18 protein-coding genes are annotated in these 21,839 nt (G+C 55.8%); 11 read left to right on the top strand and 7 right to left on the bottom strand.

The window, feature by feature from the left end; genetic code table 11:
- The first annotated feature begins 21 nt into the window (after positions 1-21).
- Entirely contained in the window at positions 22-894 is an 873-nt protein-coding gene (locus tag AC4EYZ_RS06500; RefSeq protein WP_009286891.1) for a LysR substrate-binding domain-containing protein, read from the top strand.
- Between the two features lie 129 nt (positions 895-1,023).
- Positions 1,024-1,581 carry a cytochrome b gene (locus AC4EYZ_RS06495; RefSeq protein WP_474192276.1) on the top strand — a complete coding sequence of 186 codons (558 nt, stop codon included), beginning with the start codon at positions 1,024-1,026 and terminating at the stop codon, positions 1,579-1,581.
- Positions 1,582-1,597: 16 nt separating this feature from the next.
- On the opposite strand, the gene AC4EYZ_RS06490 is transcribed toward AC4EYZ_RS06495, so the two are convergent.
- Both AC4EYZ_RS06490 and AC4EYZ_RS06485 read right to left on the bottom strand, forming a co-directional pair.
- Positions 1,598-3,403, bottom strand: a complete 1,806-nt coding sequence (locus AC4EYZ_RS06490) for a sensor domain-containing diguanylate cyclase (protein WP_474192277.1) — start codon at positions 3,401-3,403, stop codon at positions 1,598-1,600.
- Between the two features lie 206 nt (positions 3,404-3,609).
- Positions 3,610-4,476, bottom strand: a complete 867-nt coding sequence (locus AC4EYZ_RS06485; protein ID WP_027957195.1) for a LysR family transcriptional regulator ArgP — start codon at positions 4,474-4,476, stop codon at positions 3,610-3,612.
- A 207-nt stretch (positions 4,477-4,683) separates the two neighbouring features.
- Here AC4EYZ_RS06485 and AC4EYZ_RS06480 point away from each other — a divergent pair, with 207 nt between their 5' ends.
- From AC4EYZ_RS06480 to AC4EYZ_RS06460, 5 genes are all read left to right on the top strand, one after another.
- The gene (locus AC4EYZ_RS06480) at positions 4,684-5,979 is read left to right on the top strand and encodes an imelysin family protein (protein ID WP_474192278.1); all 1,296 of its coding nucleotides are present in this window, start codon (positions 4,684-4,686) and stop codon (positions 5,977-5,979) included.
- 91 nt (positions 5,980-6,070) lie between these two features.
- Positions 6,071-7,537 carry a di-heme oxidoreductase family protein gene (locus AC4EYZ_RS06475; protein ID WP_474192279.1) on the top strand — a complete coding sequence of 489 codons (1,467 nt, stop codon included), beginning with the start codon at positions 6,071-6,073 and terminating at the stop codon, positions 7,535-7,537.
- A gap of 23 nt (positions 7,538-7,560) precedes the next feature.
- On the top strand, positions 7,561-8,586 hold the full coding sequence (locus tag AC4EYZ_RS06470) for an imelysin family protein (RefSeq protein ID WP_490204181.1): 1,026 nt from the start codon (positions 7,561-7,563) through the stop codon (positions 8,584-8,586).
- Between the two features lie 3 nt (positions 8,587-8,589).
- Positions 8,590-9,678 carry a DUF1513 domain-containing protein gene (locus AC4EYZ_RS06465; protein WP_490204180.1) on the top strand — a complete coding sequence of 363 codons (1,089 nt, stop codon included), beginning with the start codon at positions 8,590-8,592 and terminating at the stop codon, positions 9,676-9,678.
- A gap of 172 nt (positions 9,679-9,850) precedes the next feature.
- Positions 9,851-11,503, top strand: a complete 1,653-nt coding sequence (locus AC4EYZ_RS06460; RefSeq protein WP_474192640.1) for a multidrug ABC transporter permease/ATP-binding protein — start codon at positions 9,851-9,853, stop codon at positions 11,501-11,503.
- Between the two features lie 24 nt (positions 11,504-11,527).
- Here the strand turns inward: AC4EYZ_RS06460 and fhuF are convergent, their stop codons facing one another.
- Positions 11,528-12,316, bottom strand: coding sequence for a siderophore-iron reductase FhuF (gene fhuF, locus AC4EYZ_RS06455; protein ID WP_474192639.1), 789 nt, complete (start codon positions 12,314-12,316; stop codon positions 11,528-11,530).
- Positions 12,317-12,535: 219 nt separating this feature from the next.
- Here fhuF and AC4EYZ_RS06450 point away from each other — a divergent pair, with 219 nt between their 5' ends.
- Positions 12,536-14,704, top strand: coding sequence for a TonB-dependent receptor (locus tag AC4EYZ_RS06450; protein ID WP_490204179.1), 2,169 nt, complete (start codon positions 12,536-12,538; stop codon positions 14,702-14,704).
- A 50-nt stretch (positions 14,705-14,754) separates the two neighbouring features.
- On the opposite strand, the gene AC4EYZ_RS06445 is transcribed toward AC4EYZ_RS06450, so the two are convergent.
- Both AC4EYZ_RS06445 and AC4EYZ_RS06440 read right to left on the bottom strand, forming a co-directional pair.
- Positions 14,755-15,612, bottom strand: a complete 858-nt coding sequence (locus AC4EYZ_RS06445) for an ABC transporter substrate-binding protein (protein ID WP_474193286.1) — start codon at positions 15,610-15,612, stop codon at positions 14,755-14,757.
- Positions 15,609-16,376 (bottom strand): ABC transporter ATP-binding protein, encoded by a 768-nt coding sequence (locus AC4EYZ_RS06440; protein WP_474193287.1) that lies wholly within the window; start codon positions 16,374-16,376, stop codon positions 15,609-15,611. Before AC4EYZ_RS06440 ends, AC4EYZ_RS06445 begins: the two co-directional genes overlap by 4 nt.
- A 345-nt stretch (positions 16,377-16,721) precedes the next feature.
- On the opposite strand from AC4EYZ_RS06440, the gene AC4EYZ_RS06435 reads away from it, so the two are divergent.
- Positions 16,722-17,753 carry an IS110 family RNA-guided transposase gene (locus AC4EYZ_RS06435; protein ID WP_490204178.1) on the top strand — a complete coding sequence of 344 codons (1,032 nt, stop codon included), beginning with the start codon at positions 16,722-16,724 and terminating at the stop codon, positions 17,751-17,753.
- Between the two features lie 450 nt (positions 17,754-18,203).
- Here the strand turns inward: AC4EYZ_RS06435 and AC4EYZ_RS06430 are convergent, their stop codons facing one another.
- Both AC4EYZ_RS06430 and AC4EYZ_RS06425 read right to left on the bottom strand, forming a co-directional pair.
- On the bottom strand, positions 18,204-19,562 hold the full coding sequence (locus AC4EYZ_RS06430) for a glycerophosphodiester phosphodiesterase family protein (RefSeq protein WP_474192655.1): 1,359 nt from the start codon (positions 19,560-19,562) through the stop codon (positions 18,204-18,206).
- Positions 19,563-19,673: 111 nt separating this feature from the next.
- Entirely contained in the window at positions 19,674-20,471 is a 798-nt protein-coding gene (locus AC4EYZ_RS06425) for an inositol monophosphatase family protein (RefSeq protein ID WP_474192656.1), read from the bottom strand.
- A gap of 306 nt (positions 20,472-20,777) precedes the next feature.
- Here AC4EYZ_RS06425 and AC4EYZ_RS06420 point away from each other — a divergent pair, with 306 nt between their 5' ends.
- Together AC4EYZ_RS06420 and AC4EYZ_RS06415 are read left to right on the top strand one after the other, a co-directional pair.
- The gene (locus AC4EYZ_RS06420) at positions 20,778-21,305 is read left to right on the top strand and encodes an RNA polymerase factor sigma-70 (protein WP_039858926.1); all 528 of its coding nucleotides are present in this window, start codon (positions 20,778-20,780) and stop codon (positions 21,303-21,305) included.
- Between the two features lie 111 nt (positions 21,306-21,416).
- Entirely contained in the window at positions 21,417-21,635 is a 219-nt protein-coding gene (locus AC4EYZ_RS06415; protein ID WP_474192657.1) for a FecR/PupR family sigma factor regulator, read from the top strand.
- Positions 21,636-21,839 lie beyond the last annotated feature (204 nt).

The following is a 21,839-nucleotide window of genomic DNA, read 5'->3' as shown; positions in this document are numbered from 1 at the left end:
TTTCATCAAGCTTGGTGATATATGCGTGCCCCCACGTTAGACCTAACCCTGCTACGCACCCTGGTGGCGATTGCGGACACTGGGAGTGTGACCGCAGCTGCTAAACGGTTGGCGTATACCCAGTCCACTGTGAGCATGCAGCTCCAGCGGTTAGAAGCGCAGCTCTCGCTCACGCTGCACGAGCGGGAAGGGCGGCGAATACGCTTTACCTCAGAAGGTGAACGCTTGCTTAACCACGCCCGACGGCTATTAGCACTTAACGATGACGCGTGGAGCGATATGCAGGCGCGCCAGGTGACAGGCGATCTTACTCTCGGTATTCCTGAAGATTACGCTTCGTTGCTGCCTTCGGTGTTTGCCTACTTTCATCAGCTCTACCCCGCCGTGGGGTTAAAGGTGATCTGCGGCACTAGCGCGCATCTCGTTGAGCAGGTTAAAGCTAAAGAGTTGGATCTCGCCCTGGTGACCCGGCAGCGCAACTCGCCGGGCGGCGATGTGATTCGCCGGGAACCGCTGTTGTGGGCAGTCGGTATGAACCAGCAGCCGCTGCTAAGCGACCCGTTGCCGTTGGCGCTCTACTCACCGGGGGCTGACGTATTCCGTGAAGTGGCCGAGCAGGCGCTGCAATCGGCGGGGCGCAGCTGGCGCGTGGCCTATACCAGCCAATCCATGGCGGGGCTGGCGCCAATTGTGACCGCTGGGCTGGCCATCGTGGTGGTGACTCGCAGCATGCTAACCCCTGCACTGAGACCGCTGGATGAGAGCAGTGGGCTGCCTGCGCTGCCGATGATTGAGTTGGCGCTGCACCGGGCGCCGCACCGACCTTCGGAGCCTGCGCGCCGTTTGGCAGAGTTAATACGCGATCAGCTGGCAGTGCCCGAACAAGCGTTATAAAGTGGCTTTTGAGACCAAGTAGAGCCTAGGTAGTGCTTAGCGTTGATGGCCGTGTAGTGCTTTAATCAGCGTAAGGGAGCGTTACTGACTAGAATGAAGAGCAAATGAATTGGCTGTTAGGAGCACTGCATGCACGAACTGGATCACTATATCTACCCGCATCGGGTGTTGCACTGGCTGGTGGCTGGCGCGGTGCTGCTCTCCTTGGCCAGCGGTTTAACGTTAGGCTTTTTGGGCTATGAACGCACCCTCGCTCTAGTCGGCAATATGTTGACGAACTTGCTGTATACCAGCCATAAGACGCTGGGTGTGCTGATCCTGTTGCTAATGACGCTACGTATTATTACCCGCCTGGCCTTTGTGGTGCCTGACCATGAACCGCCTCTAAATGCCTTCGAGAGGGTGGTGAGTACCAGCGTTCACCATTTGCTCTACTTGGCGTTGGTCGTTATGCCTTTATTGGGCTGGGCGGCTACCGCAAGCGGCGGCTTTCCCGTGGAGTTTTTCCACTGGCATTTACCCGGTTTGATTGGCGAGCGCGAGCAACTATCTGAACAACTCTTTATGTGGCATGGGCGCCTGGGGTGGGTTATTTTAGGCTTGGTGGTACTGCACGTCGCCGGTGCCATATTCCATTGGAAAATCAAACGCGATAACGTTATGAAACGTATGAGCCTGTTTGATTAATGACCAAGGTTAATACCTAACTCGCCGAGCCGTAGCGATAGAACTCTACCGCTTGGCGTGATTTGACAGCGTACATATGGCTATCGGCTTCACGCAGTAAACTCTCAAGAGTGGCGCCCTCTGTTCCCTGGCAAGTGCTTACCCCAATGCTCACGCTAACACTAACTCGCTCGCCGCAGGGGAGTTTGATGGGTGAGCGAATGGCTTCGTCGATACGTGCCTGTATATTCTCAAGCGTATCGTGAGGTTCGATGTTCTCCATGATAATAATAAACTCATCACCACCAAAGCGTGCACAATGGTCACCGGTACGCGCCATATGGGCAATACGTTTGGCAACTTGTTGTAAGACAAAATCACCTGCCTCATGGCCGTAGCAGTCGTTAATGGGTTTGAAACGATCCAGATCAAGCATCAGGAGCGCCAAGCGATGGCCGTTTTGACGATTACGCTCCAGAGCTTCTGCGGCGCAGCGCGCCAGGCCATGGCGATTTAATAAACCGGTCAGCATATCGCCGTTGGCTAAATGCTCTAGCGCTTTAGTTCGGGCAGCGACTTTTTGTTCCAGCACGGCTTCCTGCTTTTTTAGCGCAGCTAGCATAGCGGCTTGAGCGCGCTCTTTTTGCCGTTTAAGTTTGTTAAAGCGTGATGCCAGTGCAAACGAAAGCAGTAACATTTCTAGCGCTGAGCCAATTTGAATGCCGTGTAGGGTAATAAAATTAGCCGGCAGTATGCCCAGGTTGCGGAGTGCAAAGACACCTGCACCCAGCAGAAATATCGACCACGCAAACACGAAGAGTCTAGCGCTGGGTATGCGTCGAAAGCTGCAGTAGCTGCCGCATATCAGGAGCAGTAAAGCCGCCATAAACCCCGTCACATCCATTAGGTGGAGGGCCGCAGGAATGGGCAACAGCAGCGAGGCAATGACGGCGAGCCAACAGTAGCTGCGAAAGGTGTTTAATACCTGGTGCCAGCGTGGGCAATACGTCTCTGTGTTTAGGAAGCTCTGCGCAAACAGTGTGGCCATGGTAGAGGCAAAGGTGAAACCGAGCGCCACCAAGCGAGATGTGTTCTCACCCAGAAAACTCCAAAACATGAGTGTGCCAATGCCGTTAAACGCCAGAATGGCAAGTCCAAAGCCAGCGACAAATAGCGAGTAGTGAAGAAATATGCGCTCTTTTAAGCCAAAAAATAGCAGTAAGTTATATAACCCCATCGCCAGTAGCATGCCGAAGTAAGTCGCCAGCCAAAAATTATGGCGATCATTCTGGGTATAAAATCTCTCTGGCGTTAATAAGTTGTAGCTCAGCATCTTGCTGCCTGAGGCAGCCACATGGGTGTACAGCGTGACGGTTTCAAAGGCGGCCAGCTCCAATGGAAAAACTGCCTGACGGTGGGCAAGCGCACGCTGTTCAACGGGAACCGCGCTGCCGCTTTGCTGCACATCGCGGAACTGTTGGCGAAGCGTATAAAGGGTAACGTAATCCAAGAACGGGTATTCAAACTCCACGATCCAACGCTGGGGTTCCGACGAATCATTGCGCACCTGAGTTCGCAGCCACACATCACCACGGGTATAGCCGAAATTTAAATCTTGGGCTTGGTGCGTGGGGGTAAAAGTACGCGATTGGGCGAGCAAATCGTTAAGCGTTACAGACTGTTCGTCGGCGTGCCAGAACTCGTTATAAGGGGCAAGTGAATAGCTCGCCTGGCTTGGCGATGCGGATAGGAGAGTATTTGCCTGCGCCCAGGGCATAAAACAAACCGCAAGCAGCAGCAATAAGCCGGTGTAAACACCCGCTGTTAAACGTTGTGCATGCATAGGGTATCGCTTTTTTCGTTTTTTTACCCCGTTCGCTGTTCCCTGGGTTCCCTTACCCGCCGGGGGCCGCTAATTCGTCGACATAGCGCTCAGACGCGGTTTGCATGCCGCCCCGCCCAAAAGTAGCTCAAATTTCCTTGTGCCGTACGATAAGCTCTTTGAGTGTAGTTGGCTTTGGTGAAAGGAAACGTTGAAAACTCTCATGCTTAAGTCATAGCACGACTTAAATGTTGCGTAAGTCGTTGAATGAGTTGCCCGCTGTGGCGCCAAAAATGCCAGTACAAGGGCACTGCTAAAAAATGACCGGGAGCAACACTGGCTAGTTGGCCACTGGCCATTAATTCGCCGACCTGCAACTGAGGCATCATGCCGTAACCGACCCCGGCTGTGGCTAAGCGCACAAACCCTTCTGAAGATGGGCAGAGGTGATAAGGAAAGTGGCCGTGGTAGCCGCACTGAGCAAGAAAGCGATGCTGCAACTGATCGTGAGGGCCGAAGACGATGGCTGGCGCGGATTGAAAGCTCTCTTTGCAAGGGCCTTCTGGAAAGTAGCGTTCGATATAAGCCGGTGTCGCCAAAGGGTGGTAGCGCATTTCACCCAGCGCAACACTGCGTGCACCGGCTATTGGTTGTGGTGTGGCGCACAGGCAGGCCGCTACATCGCCATCGCGCAAGCGCTTGAGCCCGACATCCTGGTCTTCAATCACTAGATCCAGCAGTAGACCCTCCTCTTGGCAGATAGTGGCAACGGCCTCAGCCCACCAGGTGACCAAACTATCCGCATTGATGGCGATCCGCAGGCGCGGTGCCTGGTCGTCCAGCGTGGGTAGAGAACCGCGGAGGTCGCGCTCTAAAAGCTGTACCTGCTGGTAATGGGTCAACAACCGCTGGCCCGCAGGGGTGGGAGCTAAATGAGGAGAGCGTATAAGCACCGGTTGTCCAAGGCGAACCTCCAGTGCCTTAATGCGCTGGGAGACTGCTGATTGAGAAAGCCCCAGCACATCGCCTGCGCGCTCAAAACCGTCGCACTCCACCACGATTGCCAAGGCATGAAGCAGTTTATAATCCAACATGTCGGTTTTCCCAAGGCAGCAAAAAGTGACACAGAGCAAAAAATGGTGATGAAACGGCGTAGTGCTCTCTATTTAAGCTCAAATAGGATTGAATCTCATAAGTCAATGAATTACATTTCAGGCAGGGCTAGAGTACCAAACCCTCAGGGGTCGCCTAGCACTTTATGTGAGTAGTTTCTGTAATGCCACAGCCTAAAGGACACTGTAATGCCCGCCATCATGCTCCGTCGCCCTCTTGCAGGCATCGTTGCGCTTAGCGCGCTGATGCCTTTTGCCCCAGTTGCTGTCGACACCGCTGCTGCTGACACCGTTAGCGCTGACGCCGTGGTTAAACACTACGCCGATCTGGCTCATGCCAATTACGCCGATGCACTGAATGCTGCCCAAGCATTGAACGAGCGTATCGACGAATTGCTCGCCAATCCCACGGCCGAAACCCTGAGCGCAGCCAAGCAAGCCTGGTTGCAGGCGCGGGTGCCTTATCAGCAGAGCGAAGTGTTTCGTTTCGGTAATGCGGTGGTGGACGACTGGGAAGGGCAGCTCAACGCCTGGCCCCTGGACGAAGGCATGATCGATTATGTCGAAGGCGACGACTACCAGCATGAGCTGGGTAACGAAGGCGCCACTGCTAATATTATTGCCAACGAGCAAATCACTGTCGGCGGCGAAACTCTGGACGTTAGCGACATTACCCCAGCATTACTCGCCGACCTGAATGAAATTGGCGGCTCGGAGGCTAACGTCGCCAGCGGCTATCACGCCATCGAGTTTCTGCTCTGGGGGCAGGATCTGCATGGCTTTGAGGAAGGCAACGGCGAACGACCGGTGAGTGATTACCAAACCGGCGATGACTGGACTCATGGCCACTGCGATCGCCGCCGCAGCTATCTGGACGCGGTGTCCGACCTGCTCGTTGACGACCTTGAGTGGATGGTGGCCCAGTGGGCGCCGGAAACTGAAGGCAACTATCGCCAAGAGCTGCTGGCGGAGAGCGATCAGGAAGGCCTGCGCCGCATGCTGTTTGGCATGGGCTCGCTGTCGCTTGGCGAGCTGGCGGGTGAGCGCATGAAGGTAGCGCTGGAAGCCAACTCTTTTGAGGATGAACACGACTGCTTCAGTGACAATACCCACAACTCTCACTACTACAACGGCCAGGGTGTTCAGAATATCTACACCGGCAGCTATCAGCGCCTTGATGGCAGTGTGGTAGAGGGGCCTTCGCTGCAAGACTTACTGTCTCAAGCAGATAGCGAGCTAGCCGACACCCTTGGTGAGCAGCTTGAAGCCACCATGGCGAGGCTTGATGCTATCAAGCAGGCGGCTGAAGCGGAAAGCTCGCCGATGGCATTCGATATGATGATTGCGCCGGGTAACGAGCAGGGCAGTGAATTGATCAACGAGGCGATTCTCACCCTGGTGGCGCAAACAGGGTCTATCGAACAGGCCGCAGGTGAACTGGGCGTGACCTCCCTACAGCCTGATGATGCCGGTCACCGGTTCTAGAGCGGACTAGCGTCTACCATGAGCCGCCGATAGTGTTGCTATCGCGCGGCTCTGTTGGTTTTGTCAGTATCTTCCTTCTCAAGGTATCACCATGTACCGCTTACCCCGGTTTATTGTCCTAGCCAAGTGGGTGCCCAGCACATTAGCCCACAGCAGTTTCTTACTGTTCTTGTTGGCCGTGCCCTTGCAGGCAGCCGAATCACCTACCCAAGATTACCCCATTCAGTTGACGCCTATACAGACCTCGCCCATGAGTGGCGGCGATGGCTCGGTGGAGCAGTTTGACCATAACGCCTATTCGCTGCCGCTGGGTAATATGTCGATGACCAAGCGGCTGGATTTCAGCGTTGGCAACAGCTTCTTTCGCAATCCTTGGGTGGCTGCGCCCGCCAGCACCGAGGCCCGGGATGGCCTGGGGCCGCTTCTCAATACCAATAGCTGCCAGGGCTGCCACCTTAAGGATGGTCGGGGGCACCCACCCACCGGCGACGAAAACCCCATCGCACTATTTCTGCGCCTCTCGCTACCCGCTAGCCAAGCGGATCCAGAAACACTGGAGCAGCGGGGGGCGCTTCCGGTACCTAACTACGGTTTGCAGCTACAAACCGCGGCGATTAGCGGTGCCAAGCCCGAGGCCAAACTGGTGATTGAGTATCGCCCTCGGGAAGTGAGCTTCACCGATGGCACCCGCGTCACCTTGCAGGAGCCGCTCTACTCGATAGCCGAACCCGCCTACGGAGAGCTGCCGGAGTCACTGCAAACCTCGCCACGGTTGGCACCGCCAATGATTGGCCTGGGCCTGCTAGAAGCGATTCCTGAAGCTGACCTTATCGCTGCCGCAGACCCTGCAGACGACGATGGCGACGGAATTTCCGGCCGCTACAACCAAGTGTGGGATGTGCGCAGTGGCACCACGGTGCTAGGGCGTTTCGGCTGGAAAGCCGGCGAGCCCAGCATTGAGCAGCAGGGCCTGCATGCCTTCGCCGGGGATATGGGGCTGACCTCCAGTCTGGTGCCACAAACCGACTGCATGGAGAGCCAGGGGTGCGATGATTTTCCTAACGGTGGCGCGCCCGAAGTCAGCGATGACGTGGCCGACTTCGTGACCTTCTACGCCTCCAGCTTGGCGGTACCGATGCGACGCAATATGGATGACCCAGCGGTGAAACAGGGCGCTGAGAGATTTAACGCGCTCGGCTGCGCGAGCTGCCATACGCCGCGCCATCGCACCGCTGCGGATGCTGCCCGTCCGGCGCTAGCCAATCAGGAAATATGGCCCTATAGCGACCTACTGCTCCACGATCTGGGCGATGCCCTGGCTGATCATCGCAGCGAGTTCCAGGCCGATGGCCGCGAATGGCGCACCCCGCCGCTGTGGGGCATCGGCTTGGCGCAAACGGTTAACCCCCGGGCTGGTTTTCTCCACGATGGTCGCGCCCGCACTCTGGAAGAGGCGATACTCTGGCACGGTGGTGAGGCAGAAAGCGCCACCCAGGGCTATCGCGCATTGCCCGCCGACCAGCGAGCGGAACTTATACGTTTCCTTGAATCCCTGTAAGTCATTACTGTTAAGGAGTTAACGTGATCGCATCTCTTCGCCACCTGAGTTTGCTGGCTTGCGCGCTACTCGCGACGCCGCTCTCTTTTGCTACGGACACCCCTACGCCGCGGGAAATGTGGCACGGCGCGGTGGAACTTCAGTATGCTGAGCTGAGCGCCGCCTCCGAGCGCCTGGAAGCTAGCGCCGCACGCTTTTGCCAGAGCCCAGACGAAGCTCTCAGGCAGCGGCTGGAAAATGACTGGCTGAGCGCCTATCAAGCTTGGCAGGCGGTGCGTTTTATTCAGTTCGGCCCGGTCGAGCAGAATAGCCGAGGCTGGCAACTGCAATTCTGGCCAGACCGTAAAAACCTGGTGGGCAGCAAGGTGCGCGGCTGGCTGAAGGCAGCCGAAGCCCCGGATGCCCAAGATATCGCCAGTGACAGCGTGGCGATTCAAGGCTTTCCCGCCCTTGAATACTTGCTTTATGACGACGCCATGGACGAACAGGCCCTGAGCGACCCTGGAGCCTGCTCGCTGATGCATGCCATCACCACGCATCTTGCGGATACCACGAGCGCTCTGCATCGCGACTGGCAGGCCTTTGGCGAGCACTATCTTGATACTGCCGACTACACCGAAACAACACTGGCCAGCGCCATCCAGGCCCTCGAAATACTCGAAGATAAACGGCTCGGTGAGCCCATGGGCCTTAAAGGCGCGCCCTCCAACGGCTACTTGGCGGAAGCGTGGCGTAGTGGACAAACGGTTCGATTGGTAGAGAGCAGCCTGGAGGGCCTGCGTACCGGCTTTTTGCCGGGGCTCACCGCGCTGTTGCGCGAGGCCGATGCGCTGCCGCTCGCCGAGGCGTTTCGTGATCAGTTGGATAAGACACTCGTTCAGGCCAGCGAACTGCCACCGGGCTTGGTGCCTTCCCTTGAAGACGAAGAGGCGTTTCGCGGTCTGCAGTCGCTCTACCTCGACATCAGCCAGCTACGCCATTTACTGGGTAACGAGATCGCTGGTGAACTGGGGCTGGTACGAGGCTTTAACTCCAGCGATGGGGATTGAACCATGCAGCGACGCCAAGTACTCAAAGTAGGGTTGGGCAGCATCGCCATGGCGCTGACCCCGCTGAGCTGGGCGCTGCCCGCGCGGGAGGAAGCCGCTTGGCTGTTCAGCGCGGTAGACGAACCCAGAGGAGGGCATTACATCGCCGGGGTGGCATTGGATGGTCAGACCCGCTTTATGATCGAAGTACCCGAGCGCTGCCATGGAGGCTGTCTGCGGCCCGACTCTCGCCAGGCGGTATTGTTTGCTCGCCGCCCTGGCACACGGATGCATGTGATCGATGGGGACAGCCGCCAATTAGCCCACACCATTGCGGCCGGGGAGGGCTACCACTTCTACGGGCATGGCGTTTTCGACCTGAGCGGGCGCTATCTGTATGTCACCGCCAATCGTTTGGAGGACAGCGCCGGGCTAGTGCGCGTTTACGACGCTGCCAACGACTACGCCCATGTGCGCGATATGCCGCTGGGTGGTATCGGGCCTCATGAGCTTAGGCTGATGCCGGATGGTGACACACTGGTGATTGGTTTGGGGGGTATCAAGACTCATCCTGACTACGGCCGGGTTAAACTCAATCTTGATACCATGGCACCAGCGCTGATGCTGCTGGATCGCCACAGCGGCGAGATACTGGCCCGCCACCAACCTTCGCACCACCAGCTCAGCTGCCGTCATCTGGATGTGGCGGCGGACGGTACAGTGATCGCTGGCTACCAGTTTGAAGGGCCCGAGTGGGAGACCCATCCGCTGATCTGCCGTCTGGATGCCCAAGGGCACTTCTCTGAGCTGGCGCTGGCCGATGAAGTCACCGCCAGTCTGAAGCACTACACTGCCAGCGTGGCGTTTAGCCGTGTTTCTGGCAATGTCCTGGTGACTGCCCCTCGCGGCAACCGGGTACTGCTGCTGGATGCCGCGCAAGGCAAGCTTGTTGCCAGCCTGGCGCTGCCCGACGCCGCCGGCGCCCGCTGTGACGGCAACGGCGGCTTTCTGGTCTCCTCCGGCCAGGGCGGGCTCTACCGAGTAACGCCTGGCTCGGCAACACCCCAGCTGGTCGCCAGTCTGGAACTCCGCTGGGATAACCATCTGACATAGCCCTTAGGAATAGCTCTTAGGAATAGCTCTTAGGAATAGCGTTCCGGTTCAGACTACTCTTTGTAAGATCTCTGTCAGGCCGCTCGTTTGCCACCCAATATGAATGACGTCTTCTTGGTGAGAGGCGCTGCTGTTAGACTTCAGCGCTCTTTACAGGAAGGCAAGGAGCCCCATGGAACTGCTGCGCTTAGTATTTCATCACTACCGCTGGCCCTTTTTAGGCGCTATTGCTCTGAGCCTGTTAAGCGCTGGCTTAGGGGTCGGGGTGATTGCCTTTATCAACCAGCGGCTTATCGAGGTAGGCAGCATGGCGGCGTTGCCGCAATTTCTCGGCCTGCTGGCGGTGCTCCTGGCGGTCACACTCAGTACGCAATTAGCGCTGACCGTGCTGGGGCACCACTTTGTGTTTGACCTACGCTCGCGGCTGGTGAAGCGGATTCTCGACACCGATATTGAGCGTTTGGAGCAGCTGGGCAACGCCACCTTGCTTGCCAGTTTGTCCAGCGATGTGCGTAACATCACCATTGGTTTTGTGCGCCTGCCGGAGCTGATTCAGGGCGTGGTGCTAACGCTTGCCTCGGTGGCCTATTTGGCATGGCTTTCGCCGCAAATGGTGGTGATCACGGTGCTGTGGATCGCGTTCACCATGGGCGTGGGTTGGGTGCTGGTGTCGCGGGTGTATCGCCATTTTCGCCTCGTGCGTGAAAGCGAAGATAGTCTGTATAAAGATTTCCAGGCGGCCATTGAAGGGCGCAAAGAGCTGGCGCTCAACCGCGACCGTGCCCGGCGCTTTTATGACGAGCGCTATACCGCCAATGCCCGTGACTATCGTCACCATATCATCCGCGCCGATACCTACCATTTAAGCGCTAACAACTGGTCTAACATTATGATGTTGGGCGCCATCGGGGTGGTGTTTTTCCTCTCTAATGGATTGGGGTGGGCGAGTACCACGGTGGCTTCCACTTTCGCGTTGACGCTGCTGTTCCTGCGTACGCCGCTGATTCAGGCGGTGGGCGCTTGGCCAACGCTGATCAGTGCCCAGGTCGCTTTTGATAAGTTGAGCAGCCTGGAATTGGCCGAGTATCAGTCGAGCTTTGCCGTCGACGATACGCTGGCCGATTGGCAGCGTCTGGAGCTGGAGGACGTCACCTACCACTACCCGGACACTGCCCAGAGCGAGGGCTTCCAGGCGGGGCCACTCAATATGACCCTAGAGCGCGGTGAGCAGGTGTTTCTGATCGGCGGCAACGGTAGCGGTAAGTCGACTCTGGCAAGGCTGCTCTCGGGGTTATACCGCCCCCAAAGCGGCACTATTAAGATTGATGGACAGGTGGTCACCGCTGCTCAGTGGGAAGCGTTTCGCGCTCGCTTTGCCAGCGTGTTTACCGATTTTCATCAGTTTGATCAGACCATGGGCCCTGAAGGCCTGCCTGCTGACCCAGAGGTCGTTGATACCTGGCTTGAGCGATTGCAGATGCAGCACAAATTGCAGTGGGAGGGGGATCGTGTCATCAACACCCAGCTCTCCCAAGGGCAGCGTAAGCGCCTGGCCCTGCTACTAGCGATTGCCGAAAAGCGCGATATCCTGCTGCTCGATGAGTGGGCGGCGGATCAAGACCCGCAGTTCCGGCGGCTGTTCTACCGCGAGCTGTTACCGCACTTAAAAGCGATGGGTAAAACCGTGTTTGCTATCAGCCATGACGACAGCTACTTCGTTCACGCTGATCGGTTGCTGGAGATGTCGAAGGGCCAGCTAAGCGAGCTGAAAGGCGAACAGCGTGCTCGAGCGAGTGAGGATGCTGTTGCGCAAATTAATATCTAAACCGTGTTAAAAATAGCTCACGTTTTAACGGGCGACCTGCCTGGCACGCTTACGCGCTTCCAGGTCGCAGCCCTCTAGCGGGCAGGTGCCGCAGGTATCAAACTCATCCAGTAAGTAGCGCAGGCAGCAAAGCTTGCGCACCCGCTTAACTTCCTCACTCCCCTTGGGCGTAAAGTAACGCACCGGCTGAAACAGCGGGTTGCGCTTGCCGTTGGGCAGGTCGCGCGCTTCCAGCAACGCCTTGGCGGCCTCAAACGCCTGCCGATTGGCAAGCGGATGCTCGCCTAGTGCGTTGACGTAAAAGTCCAGATAGCCACCGGCATTGCTCCAGAACACCCGCTGTGCAGCGCCGGAGATAGCCGCTAATTGCTCAATCAACGGTGCCCAGTGCTGCTCAATCAGGGTAGCAAAACGCTCAAACGGATCTTGAGTGGTTATCGGCGTACCTTCGTGGGGCAACCACAGCCGCGAGGTGGCGCCCTTGTCGTTAAAGATAACCTGCATGTCGTCCAGCCCCACCGGCAGGTCACGGTTAAGCAGCAGGTTGGCAGTCAGTGTGGGAACGGTTAGCGCACTTAAGTGCCATTTCGACCAGATCGATACCACTGCCCGCTGGTCTCCGTCTGGGTACTGTTCAGCGAAACGGGAGAGATCTTCTTTGAGCCAATCGGCATTCCGCCAACGGGCTGTTTTGAACGCTTCCAGCGGTGGCGTTCCGCCTATTAACGGCGGCGTAAAGTTCGCCAACGGCCCGGTGTAGCAGGACGCTAACGAAGGCTCGAACAGTTGCGGCTGACGCAGAGCAGAGGGCATCGCGGGGCTCCATCACAGGGCTTTCACATAGGTTTTGACACAGCGCACTGAGAAATGAGGCTGAGACCATCATAAACGATAATGCATATCACTAAAATAGCTTATGTATGTTAAACGCGTCTCTATCCCAAATGAAAATGATTGTGTTTTGATGTAAAGTTCACGCTCTCATATCGCTGTTTATATTACTGCTTGCTCTTATCTAAAGAGGAACCCTCTATGTCACTACCTTCTCCCTCCTGGCGTACGCTCACGTTCGTATTGCTGGGGTCGCTCCCTTTGCCCTGCACTGTCTGGGCGCAAGCATCTTCCAACGACAGTGCTTCGCTGGAGACCGTAACGGTGATCGGGGAGGCTACCGCGAGAGGTGATACTCCGGCGCCTGCATTTGCCGGTGGCCAAGTGGCTGCCGGTGCCCGCGTTGGCACCTGGGGGCAGCGCAATGCGGCCGATGTGCCGTTCAATGTGATTGGGTTTACCGCTGAGCTGATCGAAAACCAGCAGGCTGAGACGTTGGCCGATGTGTTAATCAATGATGCATCGGTACAAAGTGGTTTTGGCTTCGGCAACTACGCTGAAAAGTTTCAGATCCGCGGTTTTGAACTCGATGGCGAAGACATTGCTTACGGCGGTCTGTATGGCGTACTACCTCGCCAGATAGTCGCGACCAATATTGCCGAGCGTGTGGAGCTATTTAAGGGCGCCAACGCCTTCGCTAATGGTGTTTCGCCCAGTGGTTCTGGCGTTGGTGGTGCTATTAACATTGAGCCTAAACGCGCCGCCGATGCCCCCCTCAATCGGCTTACTACTGGGGTGTCGGATAGCGGCTATATCGAAAGCGGCATCGAGCTTGGGCGGCGTTTTGGTGATGAAAATCAGTTTGGCGTGCGCGCTAATGTCATGCGTGGGCGCGGCGACACAGCGATTGACGATGAAGAACGCCGTGCGACCTCCGCCGTTATTGGGCTGGATTATCGCGGTGAGCGTGGTCGTGCCTCGTTGGATATCGGTCACCAAAGTCATACTGTGAACGGTGGCCGTCCAGTGGTACGCGTAGGATCCGGATTAAGCCGGGTGCCAGGTGCCCCCTCAGCAAGTAGCAACCATGCGCCGGAGTGGGTCAATACCGAGCTAGAGACCAGCTTCGCGATGCTGCGTGGTGAGTACGATATTGCCGACAGTTGGACTGCCTATGCGGCTCTGGGTGGTAACGACACTCGTGAAAGCGGCATTTATGCAACGCCTACGGTTAATGCAGTGGACGGCTCATCCACTATCGGCCAGATGGAAGTGCCTTATCGTGCTGAAAGTATTGGTGGGCAGGCTGGTTTGCGTGGTGCATTCGATACAGGTGCGGTTAGCCATCAGTTGGATCTTGGCTACTCTAGCGTTTATCGCACCACTCGTTCGGCTTATGAAATGGCTTCGCCTGGTTTACCCACCAATATTTATCAGCCTTCCGACATCTCGGTGCGCGAACCTGTATTTGCAGGGGGGGATATGAATGATCCTAATCTACGTAGCCGCACCCGCAACAGTGGTGTATCGCTTTCCGATACGCTGGGCTTTCTGGATGATCGACTGCTGTTTACCCTGGGCGCCCGCTATCAGGAAGTCGACGTCACCAACTATGACTATGAGGGTGATTTTGACAACAACTTCAGCGATACGCGGCTTTCGCCTGTGTATGGCGTTGTAGTAAAACCGACCCAATCCCTATCGCTATACGCCAACCATATTGAGGCATTACAGCCGGGTGATACGGCTCCTACCACGGCGGTAAATGCTGGGCAGAGTATTGGTTTGGTCGAAGCTAAACAGAACGAGGTCGGTGCCAAACTCGATCTGGGTAACCTGGGTGGCAGCTTAAGCCTGTTTGAAATTGAGCAACCCAATGCCTTTATTAACACTGAAACCGGCGTTTATGGCTATTACGGCGAACAGCGGAATCGTGGTGTGGAGTTGAGCGTTTATGGTGAACCGGTAGACGGTTTGCGCTTGCTAAGCAGTGCGATGTGGATAGATCCTGAACTGACGCGTACTGACGATGGCACTAACCAGGGTAACGATGCGGTTGGGGTGCCCGGTTATCGGCTAGTCTTAGGCAGCGAGTGGGATATTCCACAAGCCCCGGGTTGGACGCTCAGTGGCCGTGCGGTGCGTAATGGCAGCCAGTATTTAGACGCTGCCAATCAGCTTGAAGTTGACGCCTGGGCGCGCTGGGATCTCGGTGTACGTTATGCCATGCCGCTCAACAGCAATACGCTTACTTGGCGCGCTAATATCGAAAATATTACAGATGAGAACTACTGGGCCTCGGCAACCGGTGGTTATTTGACCCAAGGCGAGCCGCGCACGGTGAAACTCTCGGCGTCACTGGACTTCTAAGTTTTCGTTACAGAGTGTTCTTTAGAGGGCTTCCTTTAAAAGGGCTTTGTTTAACGGGCTAATAGCGCTTCGCTGAGTAATTCAGCGAAGCGTGCTGCAGATGGAAAACCACCAAAACTCCACGCTGGCGGTAGGCGAACAACGCGGTTTTCTTTTACCGCAGGCAAATGCTGCCACAGCGCGTTACTCTCAAACCCATCGCGCATTTCTAAAGGCAGCGGCTCAACGACGACAATAGTCGCATCGGAGTAAGCCAACAGCTCTTCCAGCGCCACCGTCGAAAACCCCCATTGATTGGTAGACTGTTGCCAAACATTGATTAGCCCCAAGCGTTCCAGTACCGACTGAAATAGACTGTTTTCGCCATATACTCGCAGGTGCCGCGCATCGATAAACTGCACCACCATTAGCGGCGGCTGCGCTTCTAACTGCGCCTTTTGTTGATCCAGGGCCTCTTCGATGGTGTCGACCATTGCAACCGCCTGCTCGTGATTGCCGCTCAGTGCGGCCAGGGTATGCGTTGTGCGCTGCAGGCGTTGCCAGAGTGGATCGCCAAGCTGGTAAGTGCCCAGCGCAGTGACGGGGGCAATGGTATTTAACTGGTCGATCAGCCGCATAAACAGCGGTGAGAGAAGGACGTAATCGGGTGCCTGCTGAGCAATGAGCTCTCGATTGGGCTGAGCGCGCAGGCCGACATCAAGAACGCCATACGGTAATCGCTCGGCACCAGACCATCGCTGGTACTGGGGAATCTCTGCTAACCCAACGGGGGGATTATCTAAAGCGATCAGCGTTTCGGCTATTGCCCAATCCAGGGTGACTACCTTTGCTGAAGCAGCGACTCCACTGGATGCTAGTGTGCCAAGGCAGGCCAACGCTAAAAAGCCACGGCGAAAGCAGCGTCTCATTGTGCAACAGCGATATTGTGCTCTCCGTTGGGGTGCTTCATGACCTGCATCGGTAGGCCATAAATCGCCTCTAAGGTGCTGCAGCTCATCAAATCACCCGGGCTGCCATGGGCCAGTAAGCGACCGCTGTGCAGTGCCATCAGCTCGTCGCAGTAGCGCGAGGCCATGTTGATATCGTGCAGTACAATAATGACCCCAAGATTTAGCTCATCGCACAGCTTACGGATCAGCGCCAGCACTTCGATTTGGTGGGCGATATCCAGCGCCGCTAGCGGCTCATCCAACAGCAGGAATCGGCTGCCCTGGGCTAGCAGCATCGCCAACCACACCCTTTGACGTTCACCACCAGAGAGCGTGTCGACCAAGCGGTCGGCAAAGGCCTCTGTGTGGGTCAGGGCAATGGCGCGATCAATGGCATCTTTGTCTTTCTGGGTGTGGCGGCCCAGCAGCCCGTGCCATGGGTAGCGGCCAAAGGCGACTAGCTCGCGCCCGGTAAGACTTTCTGCACTCGGTAAATGCTGGGGCAGGTAAGCCACCTGACGGGCAAACTCACGATTTTCCCAGTCACTCAGTGGGCGCTGTTCAAAGTGAATCTCTCCCTGGCTTACCGGCTGCTGCTGGGCCATGAGCTTGATCAGCGTCGACTTACCCGAGCCGTTATGGCCAATCAGGCCGTAAACCTTGCCCTCATGAAAGCTGTGGTCAATGGGATTTAAAATCTGCTTACCATTGATTTCAAAGGTGGCGCCTTTGACCTCGAACATGAATGACTCCTGGCGATAGGGTTGATGATAATGCCTCCATTCTAGTGCTAATGGTTCTCATTTTTAACAAAAAAATGAAAAGATTTACGTGATAGAGGGCAAACGCCGCTTGGGGAAGCAGATAAGTGGATAAGCCTCAGCCAGCTAATCTTTGATTACCCGCCGGAGGCGTCGGAACGACGCCCAGTGGCACCACACCAACCCCGGCACCGCTTCGCGCTGCTCCCGCGGGTGCGCTGACGCTTACCCAATGGGATGGACTCCTCCTCACCCTACTCCGGCGTCAGTGCGCCATACTGGTAGGTGGTTGGAAAACTATCAGCTTGAGAGTCAGGAGAAGCCCATATGAACATTAGCCGAGTTGGTGTGGATATCGCAAAGTCTGTCTTTCACGTACATGGCGTTGACCGGCATGAGAAGCCTCAATGGCGAGGTAAATATACCCGGGCCAAGTGGCTGGAGGCTGTCTGTCGGCGCGTTCCTCAAGGCGCCACCATCGGCATGGAAGCATGTGCATCGGCGCATTATTGGGCGCGCAAACTTCAAGCGCGTGGCTACCATGTGAAGCTCATTGCGGCCCAATTCGTGAAGCCTTACGTTAAAACGAATAAAAATGATCGGGCAGATGCTGAAGCGATTTGTGAAGCATTAGGCCGTCCCACGATGCGCTTCGTGGCCGTAAAAACCGTTGATCAACAGGACAGCCAGGCCACCCACCGGATCCGTGAAGAGCTGATTAGCCAGCGCACAGCGAAGGCCAATCAAATCCGTGGCCTCATCGGTGAGTATGGGTTTATTGCCCCCACCGGTATTCAGCAGTTACGGCGGGCGCTGCCTCTTTGGCTGGAGGATGCCACCAACGGGCTCAGTGACCGCTTTCGCCGCCTATTGGCCGACTTAGCGGATGACTTACGTTATTTAGACGAGCGTGTTGCGCAGTTAACGTCCGCCATTGAAACGCATGCCAATACCGACCCGGTTGCCAAGCGCTTGATGACCCTCCGCGGCATTGGCCCCATCACCGCCAGTGCCTTATCGGGTGTGCTGGGTGACGGCGCTATATATAAGCGAGGACGCGACTTTGCCGCCTCGTTAGGGCTGACCCCGCGTCAACATAGCACGGGCGGGAGAGAGCGCCTGTTGGGGATCAGTAAACGTGGCAATAGTTACTTACGCAAGCTGCTGGTACATGGCGCCCGCGCCGTCCTTCGTTATGCGGTGAAAAAAGACGACGGACTCAGCCAGTGGATCAAGCACCTTGCCGTGCGCAAACATCGCAACGTGGCGATCGTGGCACTCGCCAATAAGACAGCGCGCATGGCGTGGGCCGTCACACGTTACGAAGTGCCGTATAACCCTGAGTTGGCCGCCGCTTAAGCAGGCGACGCGACCATCAATGTTGAACCTTTAACCGGTGTTCCTACCGCCCCGACTGCACCACCAAAAGAGAGATGGCGAACAGGTCGAACCGACGTCGGGCCATACCGTGTAGCGCGTAGAGTAATAAAGCTCGTTTACGCTGAGGGTACCCGACGTGCGAATAGCCCATTAAGGTCCGATGTCCACGTTAGGCATCCTTTACGAGACCGGATATACGCTAGCAGTCGACCGTGCCGCTATGACCTTTTGTGCTTGCAGACGAGGAGGAGTCCATATACGCGCTACGAAAACCCATTGCTTCAGCTCCGTGCACATCCCGTAGCGCGTGGTAACGAAGAGCGCGAGTTCAGCGAGCGTTTCAAGGCACCCGCGGGAGGCGTCGGAACGACGCCCAATGGCACCACACCAACCCCGGCACCGCTTCGCGCTGCTCCCGCGGGGTGCAGTTCAGGGCGCGCCCCGCTGAGCACAATTGTCATAGAAAGCAACCGTGGCGGGCCAGTCGCTGAACACGCCGATAACGCCAACGTAATTGATGAGGGCATCTAAAGTAACCAGTTTGTCGCCATCACGCTGAATAACATCGTCAGTGGTGCTGTGGTACCACTGGCCGCCTTCCTTCAACGGCCCCGAGCGCTCAAGTGTCCAGGTGATCATAGATAGGCCTGCATCCCGGGCGCGGCGGGCATAAAGTGAAGATTGCAGGCGTCTTGCCTGCTCGTCACTGCCGAACTCTGGATTCGCTTCGACCAGCATCCAGGTAGGAGGAGCGATAATCTGAACGCCGCTTTCCACCAGCGACTGCATACTTGGCTGCCACGTATCGGGGTTTGTATGATCAAAGGAGTCATCGCTGTAGCGGCCATCCAGGTAAACCGCCTGATTTCCATACTCAGGTTCATGTTCAATCCAGTAAAGTACATCATCCAGATTGAAAGATTGTGGGAATACATTATTGGGGGAAACGCCTGCCGCTTTGTACTCATCTATCATCTTCTGTGCGTACGCCTGCTGCGTAAAGCCTTCTGAATTACCCGTAAACGGCATCTCTACCTCTGGCACTTTCAGCTCTGGGGTCATCTGCACGCCAAGCTGTTGAAATAGCGTAATACTGTCGGCATGGCTCATTAATGTGCCGCGGGTAGCGTAAAGCTCAGTGCGCCATTCCGGTGTGCCTGCTAAGTACTCTTCAAGGGTAGTGGCATCGGTGTTCACCCCCTCCATGGTGCCTTGAAGGCTACGAAACTCGGCTAAGGTAATATCGCTGGTACAGCAGCGAATATCTGCTGCATTCATTAGCTCGCCGTTTTCTTCATCAAAAGCGGGAGGCACGCTGCATTTTTCAGCTAAGTCGGTCTCGACGATATTGGTGGTGTAATGTAAATCGCACTGAGAGTGACGGCAGACGAGTTCCTCATCGGCAGTGAAGGCGACGTCGCACTCAAGAATACCCGCCCCGCCTTGAGCACCGGCAATATAAGATTCGAGAGTATGTTCTGGAAACTGTAACGGCGCGCCACGATGTCCAATCGTTAATGGAGACCGCTGCCACTGGGTTTGCTCAGCAGCGCAGCTCAATAAAGAGGCTTTCAGTTCGCGCTCGTGATCGTTATCCGCACTCATGTCGTTTACTAAGAACAACGGGCGCGGCCCCAGCGTTACCTGCTGTGCCGCCTTAACCAGGGCATCATCCCAGAGCTTTGCGTCAGCCTCTTCTTGAGCATGGGCGGTGTTAGCGGCCAGCAGGCCAAAAAGTATAATCGTTGCTGTAATGGGCAAATTAGGCAGAAGATAGGAAGGCTTCATTAATTACGTCCTCTGGGCCGCGGCGTGGGTGTTTTGAGTGTAGGCAGGTTTCACGGGATATTCGATGGTGAATCGAACACGCGTGAGCCTAGAAGCGAGGTAGATTTTTTATCAGTGGGAAGTTAAAAACGCTAGCAGTTGGCTATGCCGCTCAGGGTGCGCTGCAATCAGGCTGTTCCATTGAGCGGGATTCGGCTCGCCAGTGAGATCCGTGACGGTGTAGCCAGCTTCTCTGGCAATCACAATGCCGGCGGCGATATCCCAAAAGTCGAGCTTAGCGCCTTGAGACCAAAAAGCATCAAACCGGCCCAGGCTGGTGTAGGCGATCTCCAGCGCCGCCGATCCTGGGCTGCGGATACCGGCCACCTGGGGCATTAGAGCAGCGAGTTGATCTAGGGCCGTCGTACAGTCGCCTTTAGCGTGGTAGGGCAGGCAGGTGCTTACCAGCATCTCGTTCAGTGGGCGCGGTTCAGGCGTCGTGAGCGGCGTGTCGTTGAGGAAGACGCCGGTGCCAAGGCTGGCCCAAAGCATTTCATCAAGCAGCGGTTGATAGACAACGCCGATGATCAGCTCATCGTCCTTAGTAACCGCGATGGAGACTGAGAAGTGAGGCACCCCATGCAGAAAGTTGCTGGTGCCATCAAGAGGGTCAATGATGACGGTATAGTCACTATCGGTGGGCGTAAGCCCGCTCTCTTCACCAAGGAAAGCGATATCGGGAAAAGCGCTGTTGATACAGTCGATAATGATGTTCTCGGCGGCCGTATCGTAGTAGCTGACAAAGTCTGACGCCCCCTTTTGCTCAAAGGCAATTCTTCCCTTTAGCGAATATCCCTCGCGTAACAGCGCACCTGCCTCGTACGCCGCCTGCTTCACCGTTTCGAGTAGGTCGTTACTGCTATCGAGCATTGTATTTCCCCTGAGCATTCATCGTGTCTTAGTGAATGGCAAAAACTGTATGCATTCAATGTAACTAGCCATTCATGACGCGGAGATGACAGGAGTCAAGTTGGTTTAATGGTAGATCATCTATGCATTTGGCGTATGAGAGATGCCCCCGCTACATGTTGCTATTAACTGAGTCAACAAAAAAATCAACAAGCATATCGTTATAAAAAGTGAGTTAGCTCTCACCAGTTGACTTGTCAGGCTCTAACGCAAATAATAATTATTGCCATTTATTCCGTGGTGTTAATCAAGGCAGGAGGCCGAGCTGTGGATACCCAGACCTGGAGCGCTGAGTTAGAAGATATCTTCGTTAATCAGCGGCCCCGGCTCTGCTGTGTCGCTGCAAGAGTATTGGGCAATGCTGATCAAGCCGATGATGTTGTGCAGGATGCCTATCTGAAAATTTCAGAGGCAACCACTCTTTTTGAGGTGAAGCAGCCCATATCCTATGTGTCACGTGTGGTGCGCAACCTCGCCATTGACCGCTGCCGCCGTTCGGCGTTTGAGTCAACTTTGTTTGCAAAAGAAGAGGAGGGGGATACCACCTCTTACGCATCACACTCCCCAGAGGTGATCGCGATTGATCGCCAAGCCTTGGCCCAGGTGGTTAACGCTTTGGACGAGCTGCCCGAGCGTACGCGGCGCGCTTTTGAGCTCTATCGTTCGGGAAGTCATACGCAGCGGGAAGTGGCCCACTTGTTAGGTATTTCCACCACGTTAGTTAATTTTATGATTCGCGATGCACTGACTCATTGCCGCCAGTCGCTACAAGGCCAGATGTTGCCAGATAGGTAAGCCCACGTTCCGTCCCTTCTTTGTTGTCGCTTTGTTACACTGTCAGCAAATAGCGTTGATAATATTACACGCTTCCCGAGACAGGTGTTCAGCAGGCAGCAGTAGCGAGGTTTGACAGTAACGATGGATAACGACAGCGGCGATGATGCCGTTTGGCAAACGGCGCTAGACTGGCTGATGCGCGAGCATGAAGAGACGTTGAGCGACGCTGATCGCGAGGCGCTTCATGCGTGGTTAGCGGCTTCCTCTCAGCACCGCCGTGTATTTCGTGAAGCCGAACAGCTATGGCTGCTAACGGGGATGATTCCGCGCAGTGATGAGAGCAACTGATAAATCGCTGCTTTTTGCCCACTCCGTTTTTTGTTCCCCCTGGTTTTCTTCATTGATGATTTAACGGCTGTCGCGTTTTTAAGCGCTAGAGCCGTTTAGCCCCCGCACGTATTTTTTCTACTTTCTTCTTCCTTCACATTAAATTTTCCTGTGCCTCACTCGTCATTGAGTAATGAGAAGTAATTGCGTTTTATTTCTCATTCC

Source organism: Vreelandella sp. 162(4c) (assembly GCF_058152265.1).
Note: the sequence above shows the minus strand (reverse complement) of the source record. Positions and strands in the feature narration are given on the sequence as shown.